13 protein-coding genes are annotated in these 20,281 nt (G+C 70.7%); 2 read left to right on the top strand and 11 right to left on the bottom strand.

The window, feature by feature from the left end:
• Positions 1-115: 115 nt before the first annotated feature.
• From ABKA17_RS24930 to proB, 3 genes are all read right to left on the bottom strand, one after another.
• Positions 116-1,402: a glutamate-5-semialdehyde dehydrogenase gene (locus ABKA17_RS24930; protein ID WP_353694437.1), complete on the bottom strand. Its 1,287-nt coding sequence runs from the start codon at positions 1,400-1,402 to the stop codon at positions 116-118.
• Positions 1,403-1,475: 73 nt separating this feature from the next.
• A complete protein-coding gene (locus tag ABKA17_RS24925) occupies positions 1,476-1,943 on the bottom strand; it encodes a DUF8830 family protein (RefSeq protein ID WP_353694436.1) in 468 nt (155 codons plus the stop codon).
• A gap of 187 nt (positions 1,944-2,130) precedes the next feature.
• A complete protein-coding gene (proB, locus tag ABKA17_RS24920; protein ID WP_353694797.1) occupies positions 2,131-3,237 on the bottom strand; it encodes a glutamate 5-kinase in 1,107 nt (368 codons plus the stop codon).
• Positions 3,238-3,461: 224 nt separating this feature from the next.
• On the opposite strand from proB, the gene ABKA17_RS24915 reads away from it, so the two are divergent.
• Both ABKA17_RS24915 and ABKA17_RS24910 read left to right on the top strand, forming a co-directional pair.
• On the top strand, positions 3,462-4,853 hold the full coding sequence (locus tag ABKA17_RS24915) for a polysaccharide pyruvyl transferase family protein (protein WP_353694435.1): 1,392 nt from the start codon (positions 3,462-3,464) through the stop codon (positions 4,851-4,853).
• 384 nt (positions 4,854-5,237) lie between these two features.
• On the top strand, positions 5,238-7,196 hold the full coding sequence (locus ABKA17_RS24910; protein WP_353694796.1) for a CDP-glycerol glycerophosphotransferase family protein: 1,959 nt from the start codon (positions 5,238-5,240) through the stop codon (positions 7,194-7,196).
• On the opposite strand, the gene ABKA17_RS24905 is transcribed toward ABKA17_RS24910, so the two are convergent.
• The 8 genes from ABKA17_RS24905 to obgE form a co-directional block, all read right to left on the bottom strand.
• Positions 7,174-8,400 (bottom strand): glycosyltransferase family 2 protein, encoded by a 1,227-nt coding sequence (locus ABKA17_RS24905; protein ID WP_353694795.1) that lies wholly within the window; start codon positions 8,398-8,400, stop codon positions 7,174-7,176. The two genes, ABKA17_RS24910 and ABKA17_RS24905, sit on opposite strands and share 23 nt — an antisense overlap.
• Positions 8,401-8,612: 212 nt before the next feature.
• Positions 8,613-10,664 carry a CDP-glycerol glycerophosphotransferase family protein gene (locus ABKA17_RS24900; protein WP_353694434.1) on the bottom strand — a complete coding sequence of 684 codons (2,052 nt, stop codon included), beginning with the start codon at positions 10,662-10,664 and terminating at the stop codon, positions 8,613-8,615.
• A 155-nt stretch (positions 10,665-10,819) separates the two neighbouring features.
• Entirely contained in the window at positions 10,820-12,319 is a 1,500-nt protein-coding gene (locus tag ABKA17_RS24895) for a D-ribitol-5-phosphate cytidylyltransferase (RefSeq protein WP_353694433.1), read from the bottom strand.
• A gap of 183 nt (positions 12,320-12,502) precedes the next feature.
• Positions 12,503-13,699 (bottom strand): hypothetical protein, encoded by a 1,197-nt coding sequence (locus tag ABKA17_RS24890; protein ID WP_353694432.1) that lies wholly within the window; start codon positions 13,697-13,699, stop codon positions 12,503-12,505.
• 101 nt (positions 13,700-13,800) lie between these two features.
• Positions 13,801-15,351 carry an alkaline phosphatase D family protein gene (locus ABKA17_RS24885; protein ID WP_353694431.1) on the bottom strand — a complete coding sequence of 517 codons (1,551 nt, stop codon included), beginning with the start codon at positions 15,349-15,351 and terminating at the stop codon, positions 13,801-13,803.
• Positions 15,352-15,592: 241 nt separating this feature from the next.
• On the bottom strand, positions 15,593-17,032 hold the full coding sequence (locus ABKA17_RS24880) for an FG-GAP and VCBS repeat-containing protein (protein ID WP_353694430.1): 1,440 nt from the start codon (positions 17,030-17,032) through the stop codon (positions 15,593-15,595).
• A 72-nt stretch (positions 17,033-17,104) separates the two neighbouring features.
• Positions 17,105-18,535 (bottom strand): FG-GAP-like repeat-containing protein, encoded by a 1,431-nt coding sequence (locus tag ABKA17_RS24875; protein WP_353694429.1) that lies wholly within the window; start codon positions 18,533-18,535, stop codon positions 17,105-17,107.
• A gap of 196 nt (positions 18,536-18,731) precedes the next feature.
• A complete protein-coding gene (gene obgE / locus ABKA17_RS24870) occupies positions 18,732-20,177 on the bottom strand; it encodes a GTPase ObgE (protein WP_353694428.1) in 1,446 nt (481 codons plus the stop codon).
• Between the last annotated feature and the right edge of the window lie 104 nt (positions 20,178-20,281).

The raw sequence follows: 20,281 nt of genomic DNA, 5'->3' as shown, positions 1-20,281 counted from the left end.
TTGGGCAGACGGTATGGAAATTCATCCGCCTTGTGAGACACCTCTCGTGCGGCACGGGCGCGCGGCGGGAGCGCGTGCCGCACGCATATGCCCACCCCGCACGCGGTCGCGCGCCTCAGCGGCGTACGTGCCCGTCGCCCGTGACGATGTACTTGGTGCTCGTCAGCTCCGGCAGCCCCATCGGGCCGCGCGCGTGCAGCTTCTGCGTGGAGATGCCGATCTCGGCGCCGAAGCCGAACTGACCGCCGTCGGTGAAGCGGGTGGAGGCGTTCACGGCGACGGTGGTGGAGTCGACCAGCTGGGTGAAGCGGCGGGCGGCCTGCTGGGAGGACGTCACGATGGCCTCGGTGTGGCCGGACGTCCACAGCCGGATGTGCTCCACGGCCTTGTCCAGGGAGTCGACGACGGCGGCGGCGATGTCGTACGAGAGGTACTCGGTGTCCCAGTCGTCCAAGGTGGCCTCGACGACGGTGGCCTTGGTGTCCTTCGCGTACGCCAGCACGCGCGGGTCGGCGTGCACCGTCACGCCGGCCTCCGCGAGGGCGTCCAGGGCCCGGGGCAGGAACTCGGCGGCGATGTCCTGGTGGACGAGGAGGGTCTCGGCGGAGTTGCACACGCTCGGGCGCTGCGCCTTGGAGTTGATCAGGATGTCGATCGCCATGTCGAGGTCGGCCTGCGCGTCGACGTAGACGTGGCAGTTGCCGGTGCCGGTCTCGATGACGGGGACGATCGACTCGGTGACCACGGTCTGGATCAGCGAGGCGCCGCCGCGCGGGATGAGCACGTCGACCAGGCCGCGGGCCCGCATCAGCTCGCGCACGCTCTCCCGGCTCTCCCCGGGCACCAGCTGGACCGCGTCGGCGGGCAGCCCGGCCCCGCCCACGGCGTCGCGCAGGACCCGGACGAGGGCGGTGTTGGACTCGTACGCGGAGCCCGAGCCGCGCAGCAGGACGGCGTTGCCGGACTTCAGGCACAGGGCGGCGGCGTCCACCGTGACGTTGGGCCGGGCCTCGTAGATGATGCCGACCACGCCGAGCGGGACACGGACCTGGCGCAGGTCGATGCCGTTGGGCAGGGTCGAGCCGCGGACGACCTCGCCGACCGGGTCGGGCAGCGCGACGACGTCGCGGACGTCGGAGGCGATGGCGCGCACCCGCTCGGGGGTGAGCGTGAGCCGGTCGATCACGGTCTCGCTGGTGCCGGCCTCGCGGGCCTTGGCGATGTCCTTGGCGTTGGCCTCGACGATCTCGCTCGTACGGACCTCCAGCGCGTCCGCGATGGCGAGCAGCGCGTCGTCCTTCTCGGCCCGCGGCAGCGGGGCGAGGTCGGCGGCGGCGGCCTTGGCGCGGTAGGCGGCCTGGGTGACCGGGGACATGGCGTCGTACGGCGAAAGCGTGGTCATGAGGGAAGGGTAGTGCGCCGTACGGGGGCGGCCACCGCTCATCCCAAAGCGCGAGACACCTGTCCACCGGCCGTCAAAAGGGGTGAACACCGACAGGTGTCGCGGGGAGCGGACCGTACCCTTCCGCGATGCGCTGGTGGTAGGTCTCGCGGTCGATGACCTCCAGGCCGACGATCTCCCAGGGCGGCAGCCCCGCGGTCAGCCGGTGCTCGCCCCACAGCCGCAGCGCGACGGCGGCCGCGTCGTGCAGGTCGCGGGCCTCCTCCCAGTAGCGGATCTCCGCGTGGTCGTTGGCATAGCGGCTGGTCAGCAGAAAGGGATGGTCGTGGGCGAGCTGTTCGAGGCCGCGCCGCACCTCCTTCAGCGGGGACTCCTTGCCGGAGACGCTGAGGGTGACGTGCCACAGGCGGGGCAGGTCCCGCGGCTGCTCGTACCGCTCGCCGGCCGCGACGCTCGTCAAGGCCCGCTCCTCACCGGCCGCACGTGACGAGGCCTCGGCGGCACCACTGCGGGACCGGTCCCCAGGGCGCACTCGTCTCACGACGGCCTCCTTCACTCAGTGACCGACCCCGGTGGTCGTGCGGAATGTGTCCCTGAGACAAAGTTGAGCAGGCCGCAAGGGTTCGCGTGGCGATTTTGCGGAACGTCCACCGTAGGGCGACGGTCTTGCCAGGGCGTTCACCCTGTTTTCGGGCCTGCGGCCCCGGGGATGTCGGGGCTGGAGGGCGTCAGGGCTGGAGGACGACCAGGTCGTCCCGGTGCACGACCTCGCGCTCGTAGGCCGGGCCGAGCTCCCGCGCGAGCTCCCGGGTCGAACGCCCGATCAGCTGGGGGATCTCCTTGGCGTCGAAGTTGACGAGCCCGCGGGCCACCGCACGCCCCTGGGGGTCCCGCAGCTCGACGGGGTCGCCGGCGTTGAACTCGCCCTCGACCGCGGCGATCCCGGCCGGCAGCAGCGACTTGCGGCGCTGGACGACCGCCCGTACCGCCCCCTCGTCCAGGGTCAGCGAGCCCTGCGGCGTGGAGGCGTGCTGGAGCCACAGGAGGCGGTCGGCGGAGCGCTTGCCGGTGGGGTGGAAGTAGGTGCCGGTGTCGCCGCCGGACAGTGCGTCGGCCGCGTGGATGGCGCTGGTGAGCACCACGGGGATGCCGGCCGCGGCCGCGATCCGGGCGGCCTCGACCTTGGTGACCATGCCGCCGGTGCCGACGCCGGCCTTGCCGGAGCTGCCGATGTCGACCCCGGCCAGGTCGGCGGGCTCCCGCACCTCCGCTATCCGCGAGGTGCCCGGCTTGCCGGGGTCGCCGTCATAGACCCCGTCCACGTCGGACAGGAGCACCAGCAGGTCGGCCCGGACCAGGTGGGCGACGAGGGCGGCGAGGCGGTCGTTGTCGCCGAAGCGGATCTCGTCGGTGGCGACGGTGTCGTTCTCGTTGACGATCGGGAACGCGCCCATCGCAAGCAGCTTGTCGAGGGTGGTCGAGGCGTTGCGGTGGTGGGAGCGGCGGCTCATGTCGTCGCTGGTGAGCAGGACCTGGCCGACGCGAACGCCGTAGCGGGCGAAGGAGGCGGTGTAGCGGGCCACGAGCAGGCCCTGGCCGACGCTGGCGGCGGCCTGCTGGCGGGCGAGGTCCTTGGGACGGCGGCGCAGCCCGAGTGGGGCGAGTCCGGCCGCGATGGCGCCGGAGGAGACGAGGACGACCTCCCGCTCTCCCCCGCTGCGGCTCTTGGCGAGCACGTCGACGAGTGCGTCGACCCGGTCGGCGTCCAGGCCGCCCGACGCGGTGGTCAGCGACGAGGAACCCACCTTGACGACGATCCTGCGGGCCTCGCCCACGGCCTGCCTCACGCTTGCCACCTGCACTGTCCCCACTTCCTTGTGCTTGTCGGCAATCTACGCGAAGGGGGCCGCGCGAGACGTCTCGGTCCAGCCCCCGGACACATCAGGAGGTAACTGGTTGCTCACGGTTCGCGTACGGCAAAAAGGTTGTAGGGGTTGCTTATAGAAATCAAAGGGGATCCAAACTTATGTTGAAGTTTGTGTCACCTAAAGTTCACAGCGTGAAGCGCATACTGATCCGGTCCGGGAAGAACCCGTACGACGTCGTGCCCGTGGAGGAGTCGCTCCAGCGGGACGTCATCGCGACCAACTCGGGCAACCTGATCTTCAGTGACGCCACCCACAAGCTCCTCGAGACGCCGGACACCGAGGTGGTCTCCAACGGGATCAAGTCCCTGGTGTCGGAGGCCGCCCGGATCAACGAGGAGTACGACGCCTTCGTCGTACCGCTGGCGAACGCCTTCCGCCCGTCCTTCGAGCCGCAGCTCAAGCGGCTGACACGGCTGATCGAGCGGCTGAAGATCCCGGTCGTGGTGGCCGGCGTCGGCGCGCAGACGGGACTGAACTACGACCCGGCGCGGCTGAAGCCCATCGAGCCCTCGGTGCGCGGGTTCGTCTCGGCGGTGCTCGACCGCAGCGCCTCGATCGGGGTGCGCGGCGAGTTCACCGAGCAGTACCTCAAGGACATGGGTTTCCGGGACGTCGAGACCATCGGCTGCCCCTCGCTGTTCATGTACGGCAAGGAACTCGACGTACGGAAGCGGACGCCCGAGCTGACCGCCGAGTCCCGGATCGCGGTCAACGGCTCGCACAACGCGGTCCAGAAGCAGGGCCTCGGCAAGGTCATCGCCCATGCCCACGCCCGCTATCCGCACCTGCGTTTCATAGGCCAGAACCTGTCCGACGCGCGGCAGTTGCACTGGCGGGACCTGTCGGACCCGAACGCCAAGGTCAAGGCGATACCGACGCACCCCGACCACCCGATGTACCAGGAGGACAAGGTCCGGGTCTACATCGACCCGATCACCTGGATCGACGACCTGCGCGACTTCGACTTCTCCTTCGGCTCCCGCATCCACGGCAACATCGCGGCCCTGCTGGCGGGCACGCCCGCCACCGTGCTCGTCGGTGACTCCCGGACGCTGGAGCTGTGCCGCTACTTCGAGATCCCGCACGTCAGGATCGACCAGGTGCCCGCGGACCTGGACCCGGCGAAGCTGTACGAGGAGGCGGACTTCGGCGGGCTGATGAGCGGTCACCACGAGCGCTTCGAGCGGTTCACCGGCTTCCTCGACCGCAACGGCCTGCGGAACACCTTCACGCACGGCGACAGCGGCGCGGCCTTCGAGAAGCGGATGAGCAAGCTGTCCTTCCCGGCGGGGGTCCGGCCCTGGCTGGAGGCCGACCTCGGCTCGCTGGCCTCGCGGATGGCGTTCATGCAGCGTCACATCACCGAACTGACGCTGGACAACGAGCGGTTGAAGCGGGACCTGGCCCGGGCGAAGACCGGTTCCAGGACGGCCGCGGGCCTTCCGGCGCCGTCGGTCTACCGCCGGGCACGCCGGGTGGTGGGAGCACCCATCCGCCGCGCCCTGCAGTCCGGCCGCCAGTAGGACGGCGGGAACGGTCACTCCACGGTCGTCGCAAGGCGCCCGGTCACGCGCGTGTCGTCCAGAGGTCGGCGGGCGTTAACCCGGGCGCACCTCCTGCGACGACCTTGGAGTGACGCAGTGCCCTCTCCCCTCCCCCGCCGGCGCTTCAAGAAAAGGCCCAAGACGGCCAAGACGGCCAAGACGACGAAGCGGCCCGCGAAGAGACTCCGCCTCGGACGCTCGACGAGACGCCCGCTGAAACGTCCGCTCGCGCGTCTCGTGAAACGTCCCTTCAGCCGTCCCCGCAGGCGCCGCGTCGCCCTCCCGCTGCGCCGCCGCGCGGCCCAGCTGTTCGTCATCGCCCTGCTGGGCGCCGCCTTCGCCGCGCAGGCCGTCGCGGCCCTCATGCCCGACGTACCGCTGCTGCTCGCCGCGACGGCCGCCTCGGTGGCCGGGGAGGGGGTGCTGTACCGGTGGCAGCGGGGCATGGTGTCGATGTTCGCCAAGTCGCACGCGGACATCACCGTGCGGCACGTCCTGCGCGATCTGCTGCTGGTGGCGGGGCTGCTGCGGGTCGGTGAGCAGGAGCGGGAGTCGGTGTACGCGCCGCTCGTGGCCGGTGTCCTGATCTTCTACGGCCTGCACTTCGCGATCCAGGCGGTCTCCGTGCTGGTCCGCCGCACCCGCACGCTGCCGGTGGTGACCCGGAACATCGACGCCTCCGCGCTGCGGCTGTCCACCGCCCCGCCCGCGCTGCTGCTGCGCCGCCCCGGGCACCGGCTGCTGCTGTTCGGGCTGCCCGCCACCGCCGGTCTCGCGACCACTGCGGCGACGGACATCCCGGCCGCCGCGGCCGCCGGGGTCTCGCTGTCGCTGCTCCTGGCCCTGCTGGGCCTGGGCGAGCTGCTGCTGCGGCTGCTGCCGAGCCGCCGTCCCGCGGGCGAGCAGGAGGTGCTCGACTGGTTCGACGCGTGGCTGGCCGAGTACCGGCCGACGGTCGGCCTGTACTTCTCCGGCGGCGCGTCCTCGGCGTACCAGGCGAACATGTGGCTGGAGCCGCTCGCGAAGCTCGGTGCGCGGCCGGTCGTCGTCCTGCGCGAGCGCTTCATGGTGCAGAAGATCGCCGCGACCGACATCCCCGTGATCTGCCTGCCCAAGGTCACCACCCTGATGCGACTGGAGCAGTCCACGCTCCAGGTCCTGATCCACCCCTCCAACTCCGGCAAGACCTCCCAGGTGCTGCGCATCCCCACGCTCCGGCACACCTTCGTCAACCACGGCGAGAGCGACAAGCTGTCCTCGTGCAACCCGTACGCGAAGGCCTACGACGAGGTGTGGGTGGCCGGTCCCGCGGCGCGCGAGCGGTACGCGCTGGCCGAGGTCGGCGTGGACGACCGGGACGTGGTGGAGATCGGCCGCCCGCAGCTGGACGCCGTACGGCCGTACGCGGGTCCGCCGACCGGCGCGTACACCACCGTGCTGTACGCGCCGACCTGGGAGGGCTGGGACGGCAACCCGGGCAACACCTCGGTGCTCGCGGCCGGCGAGAACCTCGTCCGGGCGCTGCTGGAGGACGACGGCGTACGGCTGCTGTACAAGCCGCATCCGCTGACCGGTTCGGTCGATCCGCGGGCCGGGGCGGCCGATCAGCGCATCCGGGATCTGGTCCGGGCCGCCAACCGGCGGCGGTCGGGGCCGCGGCCCGCCCCGGGCGACGGCGAACTGGCCCGGCGGACCGCGGAGTTGGACCGGCTCACCACGGCCGACTTCCGGGACGGCGCCGACCAGGTGGAGCGGATGCTGCTCCAGCCCACCCCGCCGAGGGGGCGCTCAAAGGCCGTGGAGCGGGCCACGGCCGCCTGGGAGGAGGCGTACTGGGCCTCGCTGCCGGAGTGGGAGCACCAGGTCGTCACGGACGCCCGGCCCGCGCTGTACGCCTGCTTCAACCGGGCCGATCTGCTGATCAGCGATGTGTCGAGCGTGGTCAGCGACTTCCTGGCGAGCGGCAAGCCCTATGCGGTGGCCAACACCAGCGGGCTGGCCGAGGACGTCTTCCGCGAGACCTTCCCGACCGTGCGGGCGGCGACCGTGCTGACGCCGGACGCGGCCGGGGTGCCGGAGCTGCTGGACGCCGTACGCAAGCCGGAGAAGGACGGGCTGGTCGAGGAGCGGGCCGCGTTGAAGCGGCATCTGCTGGGGCCGGCCGAGCCGGTCTCGCAGGTGCGCTTCGACGCCGCCGTACAGGCGCTGTGCACCGAGGCCCGGGAGCACCGGGCGCGGATGCGGGAGCGGCTGGCGGCGGAGATCCCCGGGCCGCGGCGGACGGAGGAGGAGCCGTCGGTCACGCCGCCGCGGCCCGCGTGACGTCCCGGGCCGGCAGCATCCGGCGGGCCTTGCGGGCCGCCCGGCGGACGAAGGAGTCGAGCCCGCCCTCCCGGTAGCCCGGGAAGACCCGGGCCTCGCGCGGCTCGGCGAGGTAGACCGCGTCCGGGACGCCGGCGGCGGCGTCGCGGAAGTGGGGGTAGGCGAGGTACACGCGGCGGCCGCGCTTCTCCAGGAGCGCGGCGGCCTGCTTCTTGGCCCGCAGGAACTCCAGGACGTCCAGGAGGAGTTCGGGCCGCTCCTCGGCGATCAGGTGGAGGCGCAGGCGTTCTTCGACCTTGAGGCGGTGGGCGACCTCGTCGGTCCAGTAGGCGTCCATGAGGGGCTTCGCGAGCTCCAGCTTGTGCCGGCGGACCTGCTCGGTGTCCTTGAGGAACCGGGGGCCGAACTGCGGGAGCAGGGTGACGAGGAAGGGGCGGAGCATGAGCATGTCGCGCCGCGGACCGGCCGGGACCATCTCCGCGATCAGGTTCATCAGGGCGCGCGCGGAGTCGAAGCGCAGGGTGTAGCCGCCGCTCTTGGTGACGTGCTTGCCGTCGTCGCGGCCCACCAGGTAGTAGCAGGTGTAGTCGTCGATGAGGGAGACGCCGTCGGCCCGCAGATAGGCCTCCATGGTGAACAGCGCGTCCTCGCCGGTCCACAACGACTCGTCGAACCGCATGCCGTGACGCTCCAGCAGCTCACGGCGGAACAGCTTCTGCGCGCTCAGCGTGAACTTGATGTTGGAGGACCAGATGTCGGTGCGCTCCAGCGTCTTGCCCCACATCGACTTCGGCGGCTTGCGGTTGATGCCCTCGACGCGGCCGAGGACGACGTCGGTGCCGTTGCGGTCGGCCATCGCGACCATCCGCTCCAGGGCCTCGGGGCCGAGCCGGTCGTCGGCGTCCAGGAAGAACACGTACCGTCCGGCGGCCTTGCCCAGGCCGACGTTGCGCGGGCCGCTGGGGCCGCCGGAGTTGTCCTGCCGGAGCACCGTGACGGGCATGTCGGCGCGGGCCGCGAACTGCTCCAGGCACTCGCCGGTGCCGTCGGTGGAGCCGTCGTCGACCGCGATGACCTCGATACGCGTGTGGTCGATGGTCTGGGCCTCGACGGACGCGAGGCACTCGACCAGGTACGGCATCGCTTCGTACGCCCCGATGACCACGGTCACATCAGGCTGCGTCACGTCACACTTCCCCCACATCATGAGGAACCCTTGGTCATAGGGCATTCCCCCTGTATTGGCTTATTCGCAACTTAGTAGACGGGCGAGGACGGGAAGCGGTTGCCCTTTCATAGCTTTTTTGTGGCGCAGGTCACGGACTACTGGGAACGCATCCCTCATGACGTACGTAAAAGGGCCCTGTTTTCGAGAATCACTCCTCGAAAACAGGGCCCTTTTTGGCAGGGAGTTGGTCAGGCCTTGGTGGTGGCCTCCGCGGCTCCGGCCGCCGCCCGTGACTCCTGCCCGACGTTGCGTGCCTCGGCCTTGAGGGAGAGGTTCGCTACCGCGGTGTTGAACTGCTCGATGGACGTCGGCTCGTCCGGGCCCAGCAGGTACTGCTTGAGCTCCTTGCGGTCCTCCGCCAGCGGGTCGCCCGCGGGGTCGCGGACCGCGTCAAGGAGGCCGCCGAGCTCGGCGGCGCTGTTGGACAGGATCGTCGCGGCGCGCACCGCGGTGTTCTGCCGCTTGAACTCCTCCACGCCCAGCTCGGCGGAGTCCGTCACCGCGTACGGCTTGCCGCTGGCGATGAAGTCGGAGACCACGCTGGAGATGTCGGAGACCATCGCGTCGGAGACGTTGAAGCAGTCGTAGAGCCGCGGCTCGGCGCCGGTGATGACGCGGTGCTCGAAGGTGCCGACGGAGGTCCAGTAGGCGTCGTTCCACTCGGCGCGCAGCCGGGCGATCTCCTCGTGCCTGGCCACGTCGACGACACCGTCACGGGTGGCCTCGGCCTCGTCGCCCTTCTCGCCGCCGCGGCCGGACAGCTCGGCGATCCGCGCCTCGATCCGGACGAGTTCGGCCTTGGCCTGCGCCCGGGCTGCCACGTCGGCCGTGAACCGGGCGTCGCCGGCGCGCTCGGCGGCGGCCTTCTCCACCAGGGCGGTGATCCGCGCGTGCGCGGCGCCCGCCTCCTTGCTGACGGTGCCGGTGAAGGGGTGCGGCTTGTACAGGACCCGGACCGGCGGGTCGGCCTTCACCAGCTTCTTCACGATGTTCTCGCCGGCCAGCACGATCGAGGTGTTGCCCGGGTCGCCGTCCCAGCCCTCCCAGGTGGGGGCGTAGAGCACGGTCGGGATGCGGCCCTCGGGGACGCCCCGCCAGGTCTCGATCGGCGCCAGCTGCGGGCGGCCGACCTCGGCGATGTCGTCGTCGCGGACACCGACGTCGGCGATGGCGTAGCGGTCGCGGCCGGCCCGGCCGGCGGTCCACACCTCGTCGTAGACCTTGCTGAACGGGTTGACGCTGGCGAGCTTGTCGCTGTCGCCGTGGCCGATGAAGACGTGCTTCATGGTCGGGACGCGCAGCAGGTGGATGTTCTTGCCGACGTTCGCCGCGTAGAGCGCGACGCGCACGGTGGTCAGGTCCATGTTCATCAGGTGCACCCCTCCGGGCACGCAGATGACGGGGACCGTGGTGGGCGCGAGGTTCGCCAGGATCGCGCGCTCACGCAGGATGATCAGCGGCCTGGAGTCCAGCTGCTCCATGGTCTCCAGCCACATGTTGACCTGGTAGACCGAGTCCTTGGAGCCGGAGAAGTACAGCACCGTCTCCGGCCGGTAGGCGGCCAGCCAGTCGTCGACCGCGGCGAGCACGGTGTCCGCGTTCGGCGGGATCTTGCTGCCGCGGACGTACGGCATGAGCGCGAGGACGTACAGGGTGCCCAGCGCTATCGTCGCGCCGATGCCGACGAAGGCCGCGAGGGTCTCTTCCGTGGCCGCGGAGACCAGCACGCCGATCACGGCGGCGAGGTCGAGGTGCAGCATCTTCTCGGCGGAGCGGTTGAGCAGCCTGCGCGGCGGCGCGTCCGGGATGCGGATGCGGGACTTCAGGTCGACGTTGCGGGTGGCGACCGGCATCCGGCGGCGGTTGCGGATCAGGGTGACCAGCGCGCCGTGCGGGGCCTGGAGACCGTAGAACGCGATGAAGCAGGCGACCGCGCCGTAGAAGACCAGGCCGTCGGCGAGGTCGAGGCGGGCCAGCAGCAGGACCAGCAGCAGCTGCCTGATCAGGAAGCGGATCGACAGACCCGCGCGCACCTTGCTCAGGCGGTTGATCAGATAGCTGCCCTTGCGGTGCAGATAGTGGTCCGCCAGGTACGTCACCGCGGCGGCGGCCGTGAAGGCGGGAACGCTCGGGACGAGCGCGGCCAGCATGAGCGCCGGGAAACCCAGGATCATGAGGGCCGCCGCGGCCAGCTCGGCCGCGCTGCCCACCCGGGCGACGCGAATGGCTCTGGTTATCACAGAGGAACCTGCTCTTGGAGGGGGAGTGCCGGTGTGGTTCTGATGTGCAGCGAAAATGTGAGAAATTCGCGGGAGGTACTGATTCAGGCCCCTGCGAATGCTCCGATAACGGGCAGCCACAGAGGCCTGAATAGCAGATGTCTAATTGCCGTTGATTATGCCACGCCGTCCTGACGGTCCAGGACACTGGCAAGTGCCTGCTCGAACCCGGAGGCCTTGCCGGCGGCCGCGGTCGGGTCCTGCTGGCGGACGTCGATCACATGCCCGGTCAGCTCGGACAGCAGGACGTCGAGGGAGGTACGGGCCACCGCCTCGGAGGAGAGCAGCGTGCCCGAGGGCTCCTGGCCGAAGGCCTTGGTGCGCATCGGGGTCGCGGTGCGCTCCGGGTTGATGCAGTTGACGCGGACGCCGTCGCCGGCCCACTCGTCGGACAGGGCCTGGGTGAGGTTCACCATCGCGGCCTTGGTCGAGGAGTAGAGGCTGTACTCGGCGCGGCCGCGGGTGTAGCTGCTGGAGGTGTAGAGCAGCAGCTGGCCCTTGGTCTCCGCCAGGTACTTGTAGCTGGAGCGCGCGATCTGCACCGGGGCCAGGTAGTTGACCTTGAGGGCTTCCTCGATGGTCGCGTTGTCGGTCTCGGCGAGCTTGCCGATGCGCAGGACGCCCGCGGTGTTCACGACGTAGTCGATGCGCCCGGTCTCGGCGTACGCCTTGGACAGCGCGTCGTCGACCTCCTCGGGGTTCTCGACGTGCGTGCCGGTGGTGGAGCGGCCCAGCGCGTAGACCTTCGCGCCGTAGGACTCGGCGAGTTCGGAGATGTCCTTGCCGATGCCGTAGGAGCCGCCGAAGACGACGACCGTCTTGCCGGTCAGCAGCTCACGGTAGGCCTCCTCGGAGACCTGCTCGGGCGCGGCGGTGGAGGCCAGCTGGAAGAGCTTGTCGGCGATGAAGACGTCGACGGGCTGGGTGACCTTCATGTTGTACTCGTCGCCCGCGACGACGTGGATCGGCACGTCCGGCAGGTACTTGAGCACGACCGAGCAGTCGTCCGTGGCCTGGAAGTTGGGGTCACCGGCGGCGACCTCGTAGGCCCGCTTGATGGTGGACAGCTTGAAGGCCTGCGGGGTCTGGCCGCGGCGCAGCCGGGAGCGGTCCGGGATCTCGGTGATGAACTCGCCGTCCTCGCCGTGGGTGCGGGTCACGATGATGGTGTCCGCGGACGGGATGGCGACGTCGACGGCCTGGTAGCGCTCCAGCGCGACCACGCAGTCGTCGATGACGCGCTGCGAGAGCAGGGGGCGGACGGCGTCGTGGAACAGGACGTTGCGGTCCTCGCCCGCGGCCAGGCCCTCGCCGAGCGCCTCGATGGCGCGCTCGGTGGTCTCGTTCCGCGTGGAGCCGCCCTCGATGACCTTCTTGACCTTCGTGAAACCGGCCTTGGCCACGATCTTCTCTATGTCCGGCACATAGCCCGGCGCCATCAGGACGATGATGTCGTCGATCGAGTCGGCGTTCTCGAAGGTGGTCAGGGTGTGCTCGATGACTGCCTTGCCGGCGATCTTCAGCAGCTGCTTGGGGATCGAGAGACCCACTCGCTGACCGGTACCGCCGGCCAGGATCACTGCGGTGGTACGGGGCTTGGCGATGTGCTGGGACACAGATGACCTACCTCGGGGCGACAGGGAACTCGGAAATGGTCCCACTTGGGGTTACCGCAGTGCAAGGTGAGCGCCCTCCGCTGCATATGTGCGCGCCATCTGTCATTCACCTTGTACTCCTGGTGACGGTGGGAGTCCTGAATCGGACACCCGTGGAATTGCTGTGAGTAAGCGCACAAGCGGTCAGTGCCCGCGCAGCTTCTTCAGACAGCGATGACCCAGCACCTTCACGAGTTCCCTGGACGACGTCTGGTGCACCGTGCGCGCCTTGGCCGGGGTGGTGTGCCGCACCGGCGCCGAGGCCGCCGCGGCGAGCGCGCCGTACAGCGCCTGGGCCGCCACCTCGGGCGCGATCCGCGGTTCGGCCGGCGCCTCACACACGGGCGGCGGCGGTACGGCGGACAGCAGCGCCGGGTCGCCCAGCACCCACACGCCCATGGCGCCGATCCGCCCGGCCATCTCGGCGCCGATCTCGGCTGCGGCCTCGACGGCCCAGCCCGGGGTGCTGATCTTCACATCCTCGGGCGAGGGACTGCACGTGTTCTTCATATGCATGACCGCGCCGTTGCGGACGAGCGTGGAATACAACTCGTCGGGCAGTCCATTGCCGCGGAATTCCTTATTAAGATTCCGCAGCATTTCGGTCTCGGCGAGGGTGAGCGAACGGTTCGCCGCATCCGGGACGGGCTGGAGGAGATTGTCGGGCAGTCCGAGGAGCCGCTCGAAGGTCCGCATCAGGCCGCCCCGGTCGTGGTCGTCGACCACCACGACGGTGACCCGCCGCGGGCCGACCGCCCGGACCCAGCGCTCCACCAGCCGGTCGTGCCGGTGCCGGCGCCAGAAGCTGGGGTTGGGCCTGTCGTACGGCGCCTTCCTCAGCATGTGGGTGAGCCAGTCCTCGTAGCCCATGCGCAGACCGTTCTGCACGTACTGCTGCCACTGCGAGGGCATGATCCTCGCCAGCGGGCGCAGGGTGACCAGGACGTGCACCCGGTCGCCGCCGAGCTGCTCGACGATCCGGGCGACGGTGGCGTCGTCCTCGGCGTCGGCGAAGAACTCGCTGCTGACCACCGACGTGCGCCCGCCGGCCGCCTCCACCTGCGCGAGCAGCCGCGTCCAGTGCTGGTCGGTGGGCACGGTGTCGCCCATCATCGCGGGTCTGGCGCACGCGGCGAGGGCGGCCTCCATCGGATGGCGGGTGGTGGCCGGCCAGGCGACCCCGTGCTCGCCGAGCCGGTCCCTGGCGGCGAACATCGCGCCCTGGATCGAGGTCGTCCCGGTCTTGTGCGGGCCGATGTGCAGCAGGCGGGTGCCGGCGGGCAGCGGGGCGATCTCGCCGCCGTTCGCCGCGGGTTCATGTCTCGTGCAGTCCGTCTCCATGGTCAGGGGACGGTAAGAGGGGTTCCTGAGACCGCGCTGAGAGAGACCTGGGACACAGATGAGTCCCAGGCTCCCGTCACACGCAATTCATCATCGACCGGTCATGCGAGCTCTACGCCGGGGCGGTCCGACTCCACCCGCAGCGTGGCCAGCGTGCTCGCCGTGGCCTTCGGCTGCCGGACCGTGTCCACGATCCGCACCTGGGCGTCGATCCCGTGGCGGTCGACGTCGAAGAGGTGGTAGCCGCGGTGGGCGTCGAGCAGCTTCCAGTGCGGGTTGTCCGCCATCAGCGGGTCCCACTGGGCGTGGAAGGCGGCCTGGTCCTGGTCACCGTTGCTGGAGATGGAGGTGCCCACGAACTCGGCGCCGACGACGTCGGACTCCGGGTCCGCGTAGTCCTCCTTGAGGTCGCTGATCATCGTCAGATGACGGTCGCCGGTGAGCACGACCGGGTTGCGGACGTCCTCGAACTCCCGCATCAGCTGGTTGCGTTCGGCCTGGTAGCCGTCCCAGGCGTCGTAGTACCAGAGCTTGCCCTCGCCGATCTTCAGGTCGGTCTCGGCCATCATGATCTGCGAGGCGATGAGGTTCCAGCGGGCCGGGGAGTCGTGCAGCCCGTCCAGGAGCCACTCCTTCTGCTCGGCGCCGAGCATGGTGAGCGCGGGGTCCTGGGCGCCCTCCTGGCTGGTGGCCTGGTCGCTGCGGAACTGCCGGGTGTCGAGGACGTTGAGCCGGGCCAGGCGGCCGAACTCCAGTCGGCGGTACATCTGGATGTGCGGGCCGTTCGGGACCGAGCTCGCGCGCACCGGCATGTGCTCGTAGTACGCCTGGTAGGCCGCGGTGAGCCGGGCCACGAAGGCGTCGTGGGGCTGCTTGGCGGGGTCCTGCGGGATCTCTCCGGCGAAGTCGTTGTCCACCTCGTGGTCGTCGAAGGTGACGATCCAGGGGGCGCCCGCGTGCATCGCGGCGAGGTCCGGGTCCGAGCGGTACTGGGCGTAGCGGTTGCGGTACTGGACCAGGGTGTACGGCTCCCCGGTGCCCTCGTGCCGGCGCACGCCCGTCGAGGCGGGCGAGGACTCGTAGATGTAGTCCCCGACGAAGAGCACGAAGTCGGGGTCCTGGGCGAGCATGTCGGCGTACGGCGTGAACCAGCCGTGCTGGTAGTTCTGGCAGGACGCCAGCGCGAAGCGGAGGTTGCCGCCCTTGCTGTGCGGGTGGGGGGCGGTGCGGGTGCGGCCGGTGGGCGAGATCTGGCCGCTCGTGCGGAAGCGGTACCAGTAGGTGCGGCCCGGGCGCAGATGCCGTACATCCACGTGAACGCTGTGCCCGTACTCGGGGCGCGCCTGGGTCACACCCCGGCGTACGGGCTTTCTGAAGCGTTCGTCCTCGGCGAGCTCCCACTCCACCGGCACGACCTCGTCGGGCATGCCGCCGCCGTTCAGCGGGTCCGGGGCGAGCCGGGTCCACAGGACGATGCCGTCGGGCAGCGGGTCGCCGGAGGTGACGCCGAGGCTGAACACGCCGTCTGGCAGCGTCGTTCCGGCCGCTCGGGCGGTGCCCGGCAGCCACAGCTGGGCGGAGGCGGCGGCGCCGAGCACGGCGGCCCCGGCGGTCAGAAAACGGCGTCGGTCGGGCGATGTCGCTCGGGTCATCAACGAACTCCCCTGCCTCACTGGCCTCTTGGACACTGAAAAGCCCACCCCCGCGGACGGTCCGCCCGCTGAACCGTGGTCTTCGTATGCATGACAACTGGGAACACAACAGGAGACCCGTCGCGGCGCAGGAGTGACGGAGTGCCGCGACGGGCCTGATGGATGGTCAGTAGCCGGGTCAGGAACCGAACTTGGCGTTCCTCCCAGGACGTACGGCTGATCGAGTCGAGGGGCGAAGGGGTCAGCGGGCGAACCGGCCGCCGAGGTAGGCGTCGTCCGGGGTGGTGCCGAGGGTGCCCGCGCCGAAGGAGACCGAGCCGGTGGCGGTGGGGCCGGTGCCGGGGTTGCGGAACGCCCAGACGCCGCCGTCGAAGGTGTTCTCGCCACTGGCGCCGACGAACAGCTCGGCCCTGCCGTCACGGTTGACGTCGGTCAGCGAGGTGGCGGAGCCGAAGAAGTCGAGCCGCTCGGCGGTGCCCGGCACCTTCGGCGTGTTCTGGCTGAAGGCCACGGAACCGACGCCGGTGAGGCCCTTCGCCCCGCCCCGCAGGACGGTCACCTGGCCCGCGCTGTCCACGTCACCGAGCTTCTCGGTGAAGGCGCCGGTGGCCACGTCCGCGTAGCCGTCGCCGTTGACGTCCCCGACGGAGAGGCCCCCGCCGAAGGAGTCGCCGCCCTCGGTGGCGCCCGGCACCTTGGGCGAGTCCTGCGTGACGATGGTCTGGCCGGACGGGTCGGGGCCGGCCTCGGTGCCGTACACCACGCCGATCTGACCGCCGATCAGGAGGTCGTCGTCGACGACGTCATGGGTGAAGGAACGGCCGATGACGAGATCGCCGTACCCGTCCCGGTCCACGTCCCCGATGCCCAGCTGCTCGCCGCCGCGGAAGAGCGAACCGTCGTCGTTCTTCAGCGTGACGGGCGCACTCAGCCCCTGGGCGGTGCCGCGCAGGTACACGACCCGGCGGTGGTACGAGTCCGCGTTGCTGTAGTCGTCCGAGGTGTTGTCCACGTTCAGCGCCACCAGGTCGGCGATGCCGTCGTGGTCGATGTCGCCCGCGGCCAGCGCGTTCGTCCGGTAGTCGACGGGGTCGAGGCTCAGCTCGCCGACGGCCGCCGCGCCCTTCGTACGGTCGAAGGGGCCGGTCAGCAGGGAGCGCGGGGTGGCCACGTCGAGGTCGCCGTCCCCGTCGAAGTCGCCGATCGCGGTGTCGGACAGGGTCCCGGAGGCCACGGCTGTGGCACCGGACAGCCCCTGCGTCCCGCCCCATACGACGGCCAGGGACCCGGTTCTGCCCCCGGCCTCCTCGCCGGACGCGCCCACGACCAGGTCCGCGTAGCCGTCACCGTCCAGGTCGGCGGCGGAGATCGCGGCACCGAAGCGGTCGTCGGCCTCGGCGACCCCGAGGATGCCCGCGGTGTTCTGGCTGACGACCTGCCGGTGCGCCAGGTTCAGACCGTTGGCCGAGCCGTACACCACCGCCACATAGCCCGCCCGCTTCTTGCCGCCCACCGTGGCGCCCGCGGCCGTGACGGCCACGTCCTGGTAGCCGTCGCCGTCGAAGTCGGCGTGCAGCCGGGAGGCGGCGGAGTGCGGTTCGGCGGCCTGCGCGCCCAGCGGGGCCACGACGGTCGCGATGACGGCGACGGCCGCCGCGAGCCCGATCCTGCGCTTGCTCATGGTGCTCCTGTCGAAGGTCGTGCGTGTGGGGGGTCGTACCTGTGACGGGCTCGTCGGTCGGGCGGTCGGGGATCAGCGCGGGAACTCGGAACCCAGCCGGGCGCCGCTCGCCACCGTGCCGAGCGTGCCGGCGCCGAAGGAGAAGGAGCCCTTGGCCGTGGCCGCGCCGCGGAACACCCAGACGGCGCCCGCGGAGGCGTCCTCGCCGAGCGCCGCGACGACCGGCTCGGCCTTTCCGTCACCGTTGCCGTCGACGAAGGTGGCGTTCTCGCCGAACCGGTCGTCCTTCTCGGCGGTGCCGGGGACGCTCGCGCTGTTCTGGCTGAAGAGGGTGCTGCCGGCGCCCGTGGGGCCGTCCGGTCCGCCGGGTACGACGGTGAAGGCACCGGCGCGCTGGACGGTGCCGAGGTCCTCGTGGGGGTTGCCGGCGAGGACGTCGCCGTAGCCGTCGCCGTTGACGTCGCCGACGGACAGGTCGTAGCCGAACCAGTCCTCGGGCTCCTCGGTACCGGGCACACCGGGGGTGTCCTGGTCGATGGTCCGGGACGCGAAGGACCGGGCCGGGCCGTCGGCGGTGCCGTAGAGGAAGCTGATCGAGCCGCGTGCGGTGACGAGGTCCGCGCGGTGGTCGCCGTTGACGTCGCCGAGCGCCACGGCGTGGCCGGGGCGGAGCCGTTCGCCCCGTGCGTCCTTCAGGACGACGAGCGGCTGGAGGCCGTCGCGGCTGCCCCGCAGGTAGTTCAGGTGCTCGCCGTGGTCGCCCTCGTCGTCCCCGTCGAAGGATCGGGCCATGGTGACGAGGTCGGTGATGCCGTCGCCGTCGATGTCACCGGCGACCAGGCCCATCAGGTCGAGGTCGCCGTCGACGAGCTCCGGGTTGGTGCGGACCGCGGCGGGCACGGCGTCCCGGCCGAACGGTCCGAGGTACACGAGACCGGCGTAGAGCAAATCCTGGTGTCCGTCGCCGTTGAAGTCGCCGGTGGCCGACAGGGAGCCGCCGCCCTGGTACCGGCCGCTGTCCCGGGCGGGCATGCCCTTGCCCGAGGTGAACCCCGCCGAACTGCCCCACAGGACGGTCCTGTTGCCCTGGCGGGCGATGCCGTCCTGCTCCCACAGCTCGCCCTCGGCCTCCACCACCAGGTCGGTGTACCCGTCCCCGTCCAGATCGGCGGCGGTCAGGTGCGAGCCGAAGCGATCGCCCGCCTCGACGGTGCCGGGGACTCCCGCGGAGGCCTGGGTGTACACCTTCTTGGCGGCGGCGCTCAGCCCGTTCGCCGACCCGTACAGCACGGCGACATAGCCGGCCTCCGCCTTGCCGTTCACCGTGGCGCGGGGCGCGGCCACGGCCAGATCCCCGTACCCGTCCCCGTTGAAGTCCTGCCGCACCTCGGGCGACGCCGCGGTCCGGGCCTGCGCGGTGGGCAGCGTGCCGCAGGTGGCCGCGATCAACGCGATCGCTACGGCGACGGCACGCCGGTTTCTGTGCGAGGCAGGCAGGGACACGTGAACTCCGGCTGTCGTAAGGGCAGTTGACCGCGGAAAGGTTCAAGATCCTCATCCGCGCCGCCCAGTACGACTCATCGGAACGACGGTTGGTTGCCCTGCCGTACGACAGGGATTTGCGCCGCGTTAACCACCGTAGGAACGCCGGTGGGACCGCCCGGCGGGGGCCGCCCCGAAGGGCCGCCCCCTCAGGCCGTCAGCCCTCGAAGGGGTCGAAGTCGTCGAACTCCCGCGACGCCTCGTCCCGTTCGGCCTCCTTGTCGCGGCGCCGCTGGGCGGCCGGACGCGGTGCCTCGAAGCGGTGGTCCTCACCGCGGCGGCCGAGCATCTCGGCGCCGGCCATCACGGTCGGCTCCCAGTCGAAGACCACGGCGTTGTCCTCGGGGCCGATGGCGACGCCGTCGCCCGAGCGGGCGCCCGCCTTCATCAACTGCTCCTCGACACCGAGGCGGTTGAGGCGGTCGGCGAGATAGCCGACGGCCTCGTCGTTGCTGAAGTCGGTCTGCCGCACCCAGCGCTCCGGCTTCTCGCCACGCACCCGGAACAGCCCGTCCTCCTCGCGCGTCACGGTGAAGCCCGCGTCGTCGACCGCCTTGGGACGGATGACGATCCGCGTCGCCTCCTCCTTCGGCTTCGCGGCCCGCGCCTTGCCGACCACCTCGGCCAGCGCGAACGACAGTTCCTTGAGCCCCATGTGGGCCACCGCGGACACCTCGAAGACGCGGTAGCCGCGCTCCTCCAGGTCCGGGCGCACCATCTCGGCGAGGTCCTTGCCGTCCGGCACGTCGATCTTGTTCAGTACGACCATGCGGGGCCGCTTGTCGAGCCCGGCGCCGTACTGCCGCAGCTCCTCCTCGATGATGTCGAGGTCGGAGACGGGATCCCGGTCGGACTCCAGGGTCGCCGTGTCCAGCACGTGCACCAGCACACTGCACCGCTCCACGTGCCGCAGGAACTCCAGGCCCAGGCCCTTGCCCTGGCTGGCGCCCGGGATCAGACCCGGCACGTCGGCGATGGTGTAGACGGTCGAACCGGCCGTCACCACACCGAGGTTGGGCACCAGGGTGGTGAAGGGGTAGTCGGCGATCTTCGGCTTGGCCGCGCTCAGCACCGAGATCAGCGAGGACTTGCCCGCGCTCGGGTAGCCGACCAGCGCCACGTCGGCGACGGTCTTCAGCTCCAGGACGATGTCCTGCATGTCCCCGGGCACACCGAGCAGCGCGAAACCGGGCGCCTTGCGCCGCGCGGACGCCAGCGCCGCGTTCCCGAGGCCGCCGCGGCCGCCCTGGGCGGCGACGTAGGAGGTGCCGTGGCCGACCAGGTCGGCGAGCACGTTGCCCGCCTTGTCCTGCACGACCGTGCCGTCCGGCACGAGCAGGACCAGGTCCTGGCCGTCCTTGCCGGAGCGGTTGCCGCCCTCGCCGGGCTTGCCGTTGGTGGCCTTGCGGTGCGGGGAGTGGTGGTAGTCCAGGAGCGTGGTCACCGACTGGTCGACGGTCAGGATGACGTCGCCGCCCCGCCCGCCGTTGCCGCCGTCGGGGCCGCCGAGCGGCTTGAACTTCTCCCGGTGGACGGAGGCACAGCCGTGACCTCCGTTACCCGCGGCGACATGCAGTTCGACGCGGTCCACGAAGGTGGTCATGGTGAGGTGCCTCCAGCACTCGAAATCTTCGTACGGTTCTCTACTGCTGTAACACGCGAAAGGCGGACCCGCCTTCCCACAGGGGAAGTGAGGTCCGCCTCGCG

Source organism: Streptomyces sp. RG80, assembly GCF_040446465.1.
GTDB lineage: Bacteria > Actinomycetota > Actinomycetes > Streptomycetales > Streptomycetaceae > Streptomyces.
This window is presented reverse-complemented; position numbering and strand designations above follow the sequence as displayed.

Coding starts and splice junctions, on each gene's coding strand:
- obgE (WP_353694428.1), bottom strand. CDS start 20,177: ATGACCACCTTCGTGGACCGCGTCGAACTGCATGTCGCCGCGGGTAAC.
- ABKA17_RS24890 (WP_353694432.1), bottom strand. CDS start 13,699: ATGGAGACGGACTGCACGAGACATGAACCCGCGGCGAACGGCGGCGAG.
- ABKA17_RS24885 (WP_353694431.1), bottom strand. CDS start 15,351: ATGACCCGAGCGACATCGCCCGACCGACGCCGTTTTCTGACCGCCGGG.
- ABKA17_RS24905 (WP_353694795.1), bottom strand. CDS start 8,400: ATGTGGGGGAAGTGTGACGTGACGCAGCCTGATGTGACCGTGGTCATC.
- ABKA17_RS24880 (WP_353694430.1), bottom strand. CDS start 17,032: ATGAGCAAGCGCAGGATCGGGCTCGCGGCGGCCGTCGCCGTCATCGCG.
- ABKA17_RS24910 (WP_353694796.1), top strand. CDS start 5,238: ATGCCCGACGTACCGCTGCTGCTCGCCGCGACGGCCGCCTCGGTGGCC.
- ABKA17_RS24930 (WP_353694437.1), bottom strand. CDS start 1,402: ATGACCACGCTTTCGCCGTACGACGCCATGTCCCCGGTCACCCAGGCC.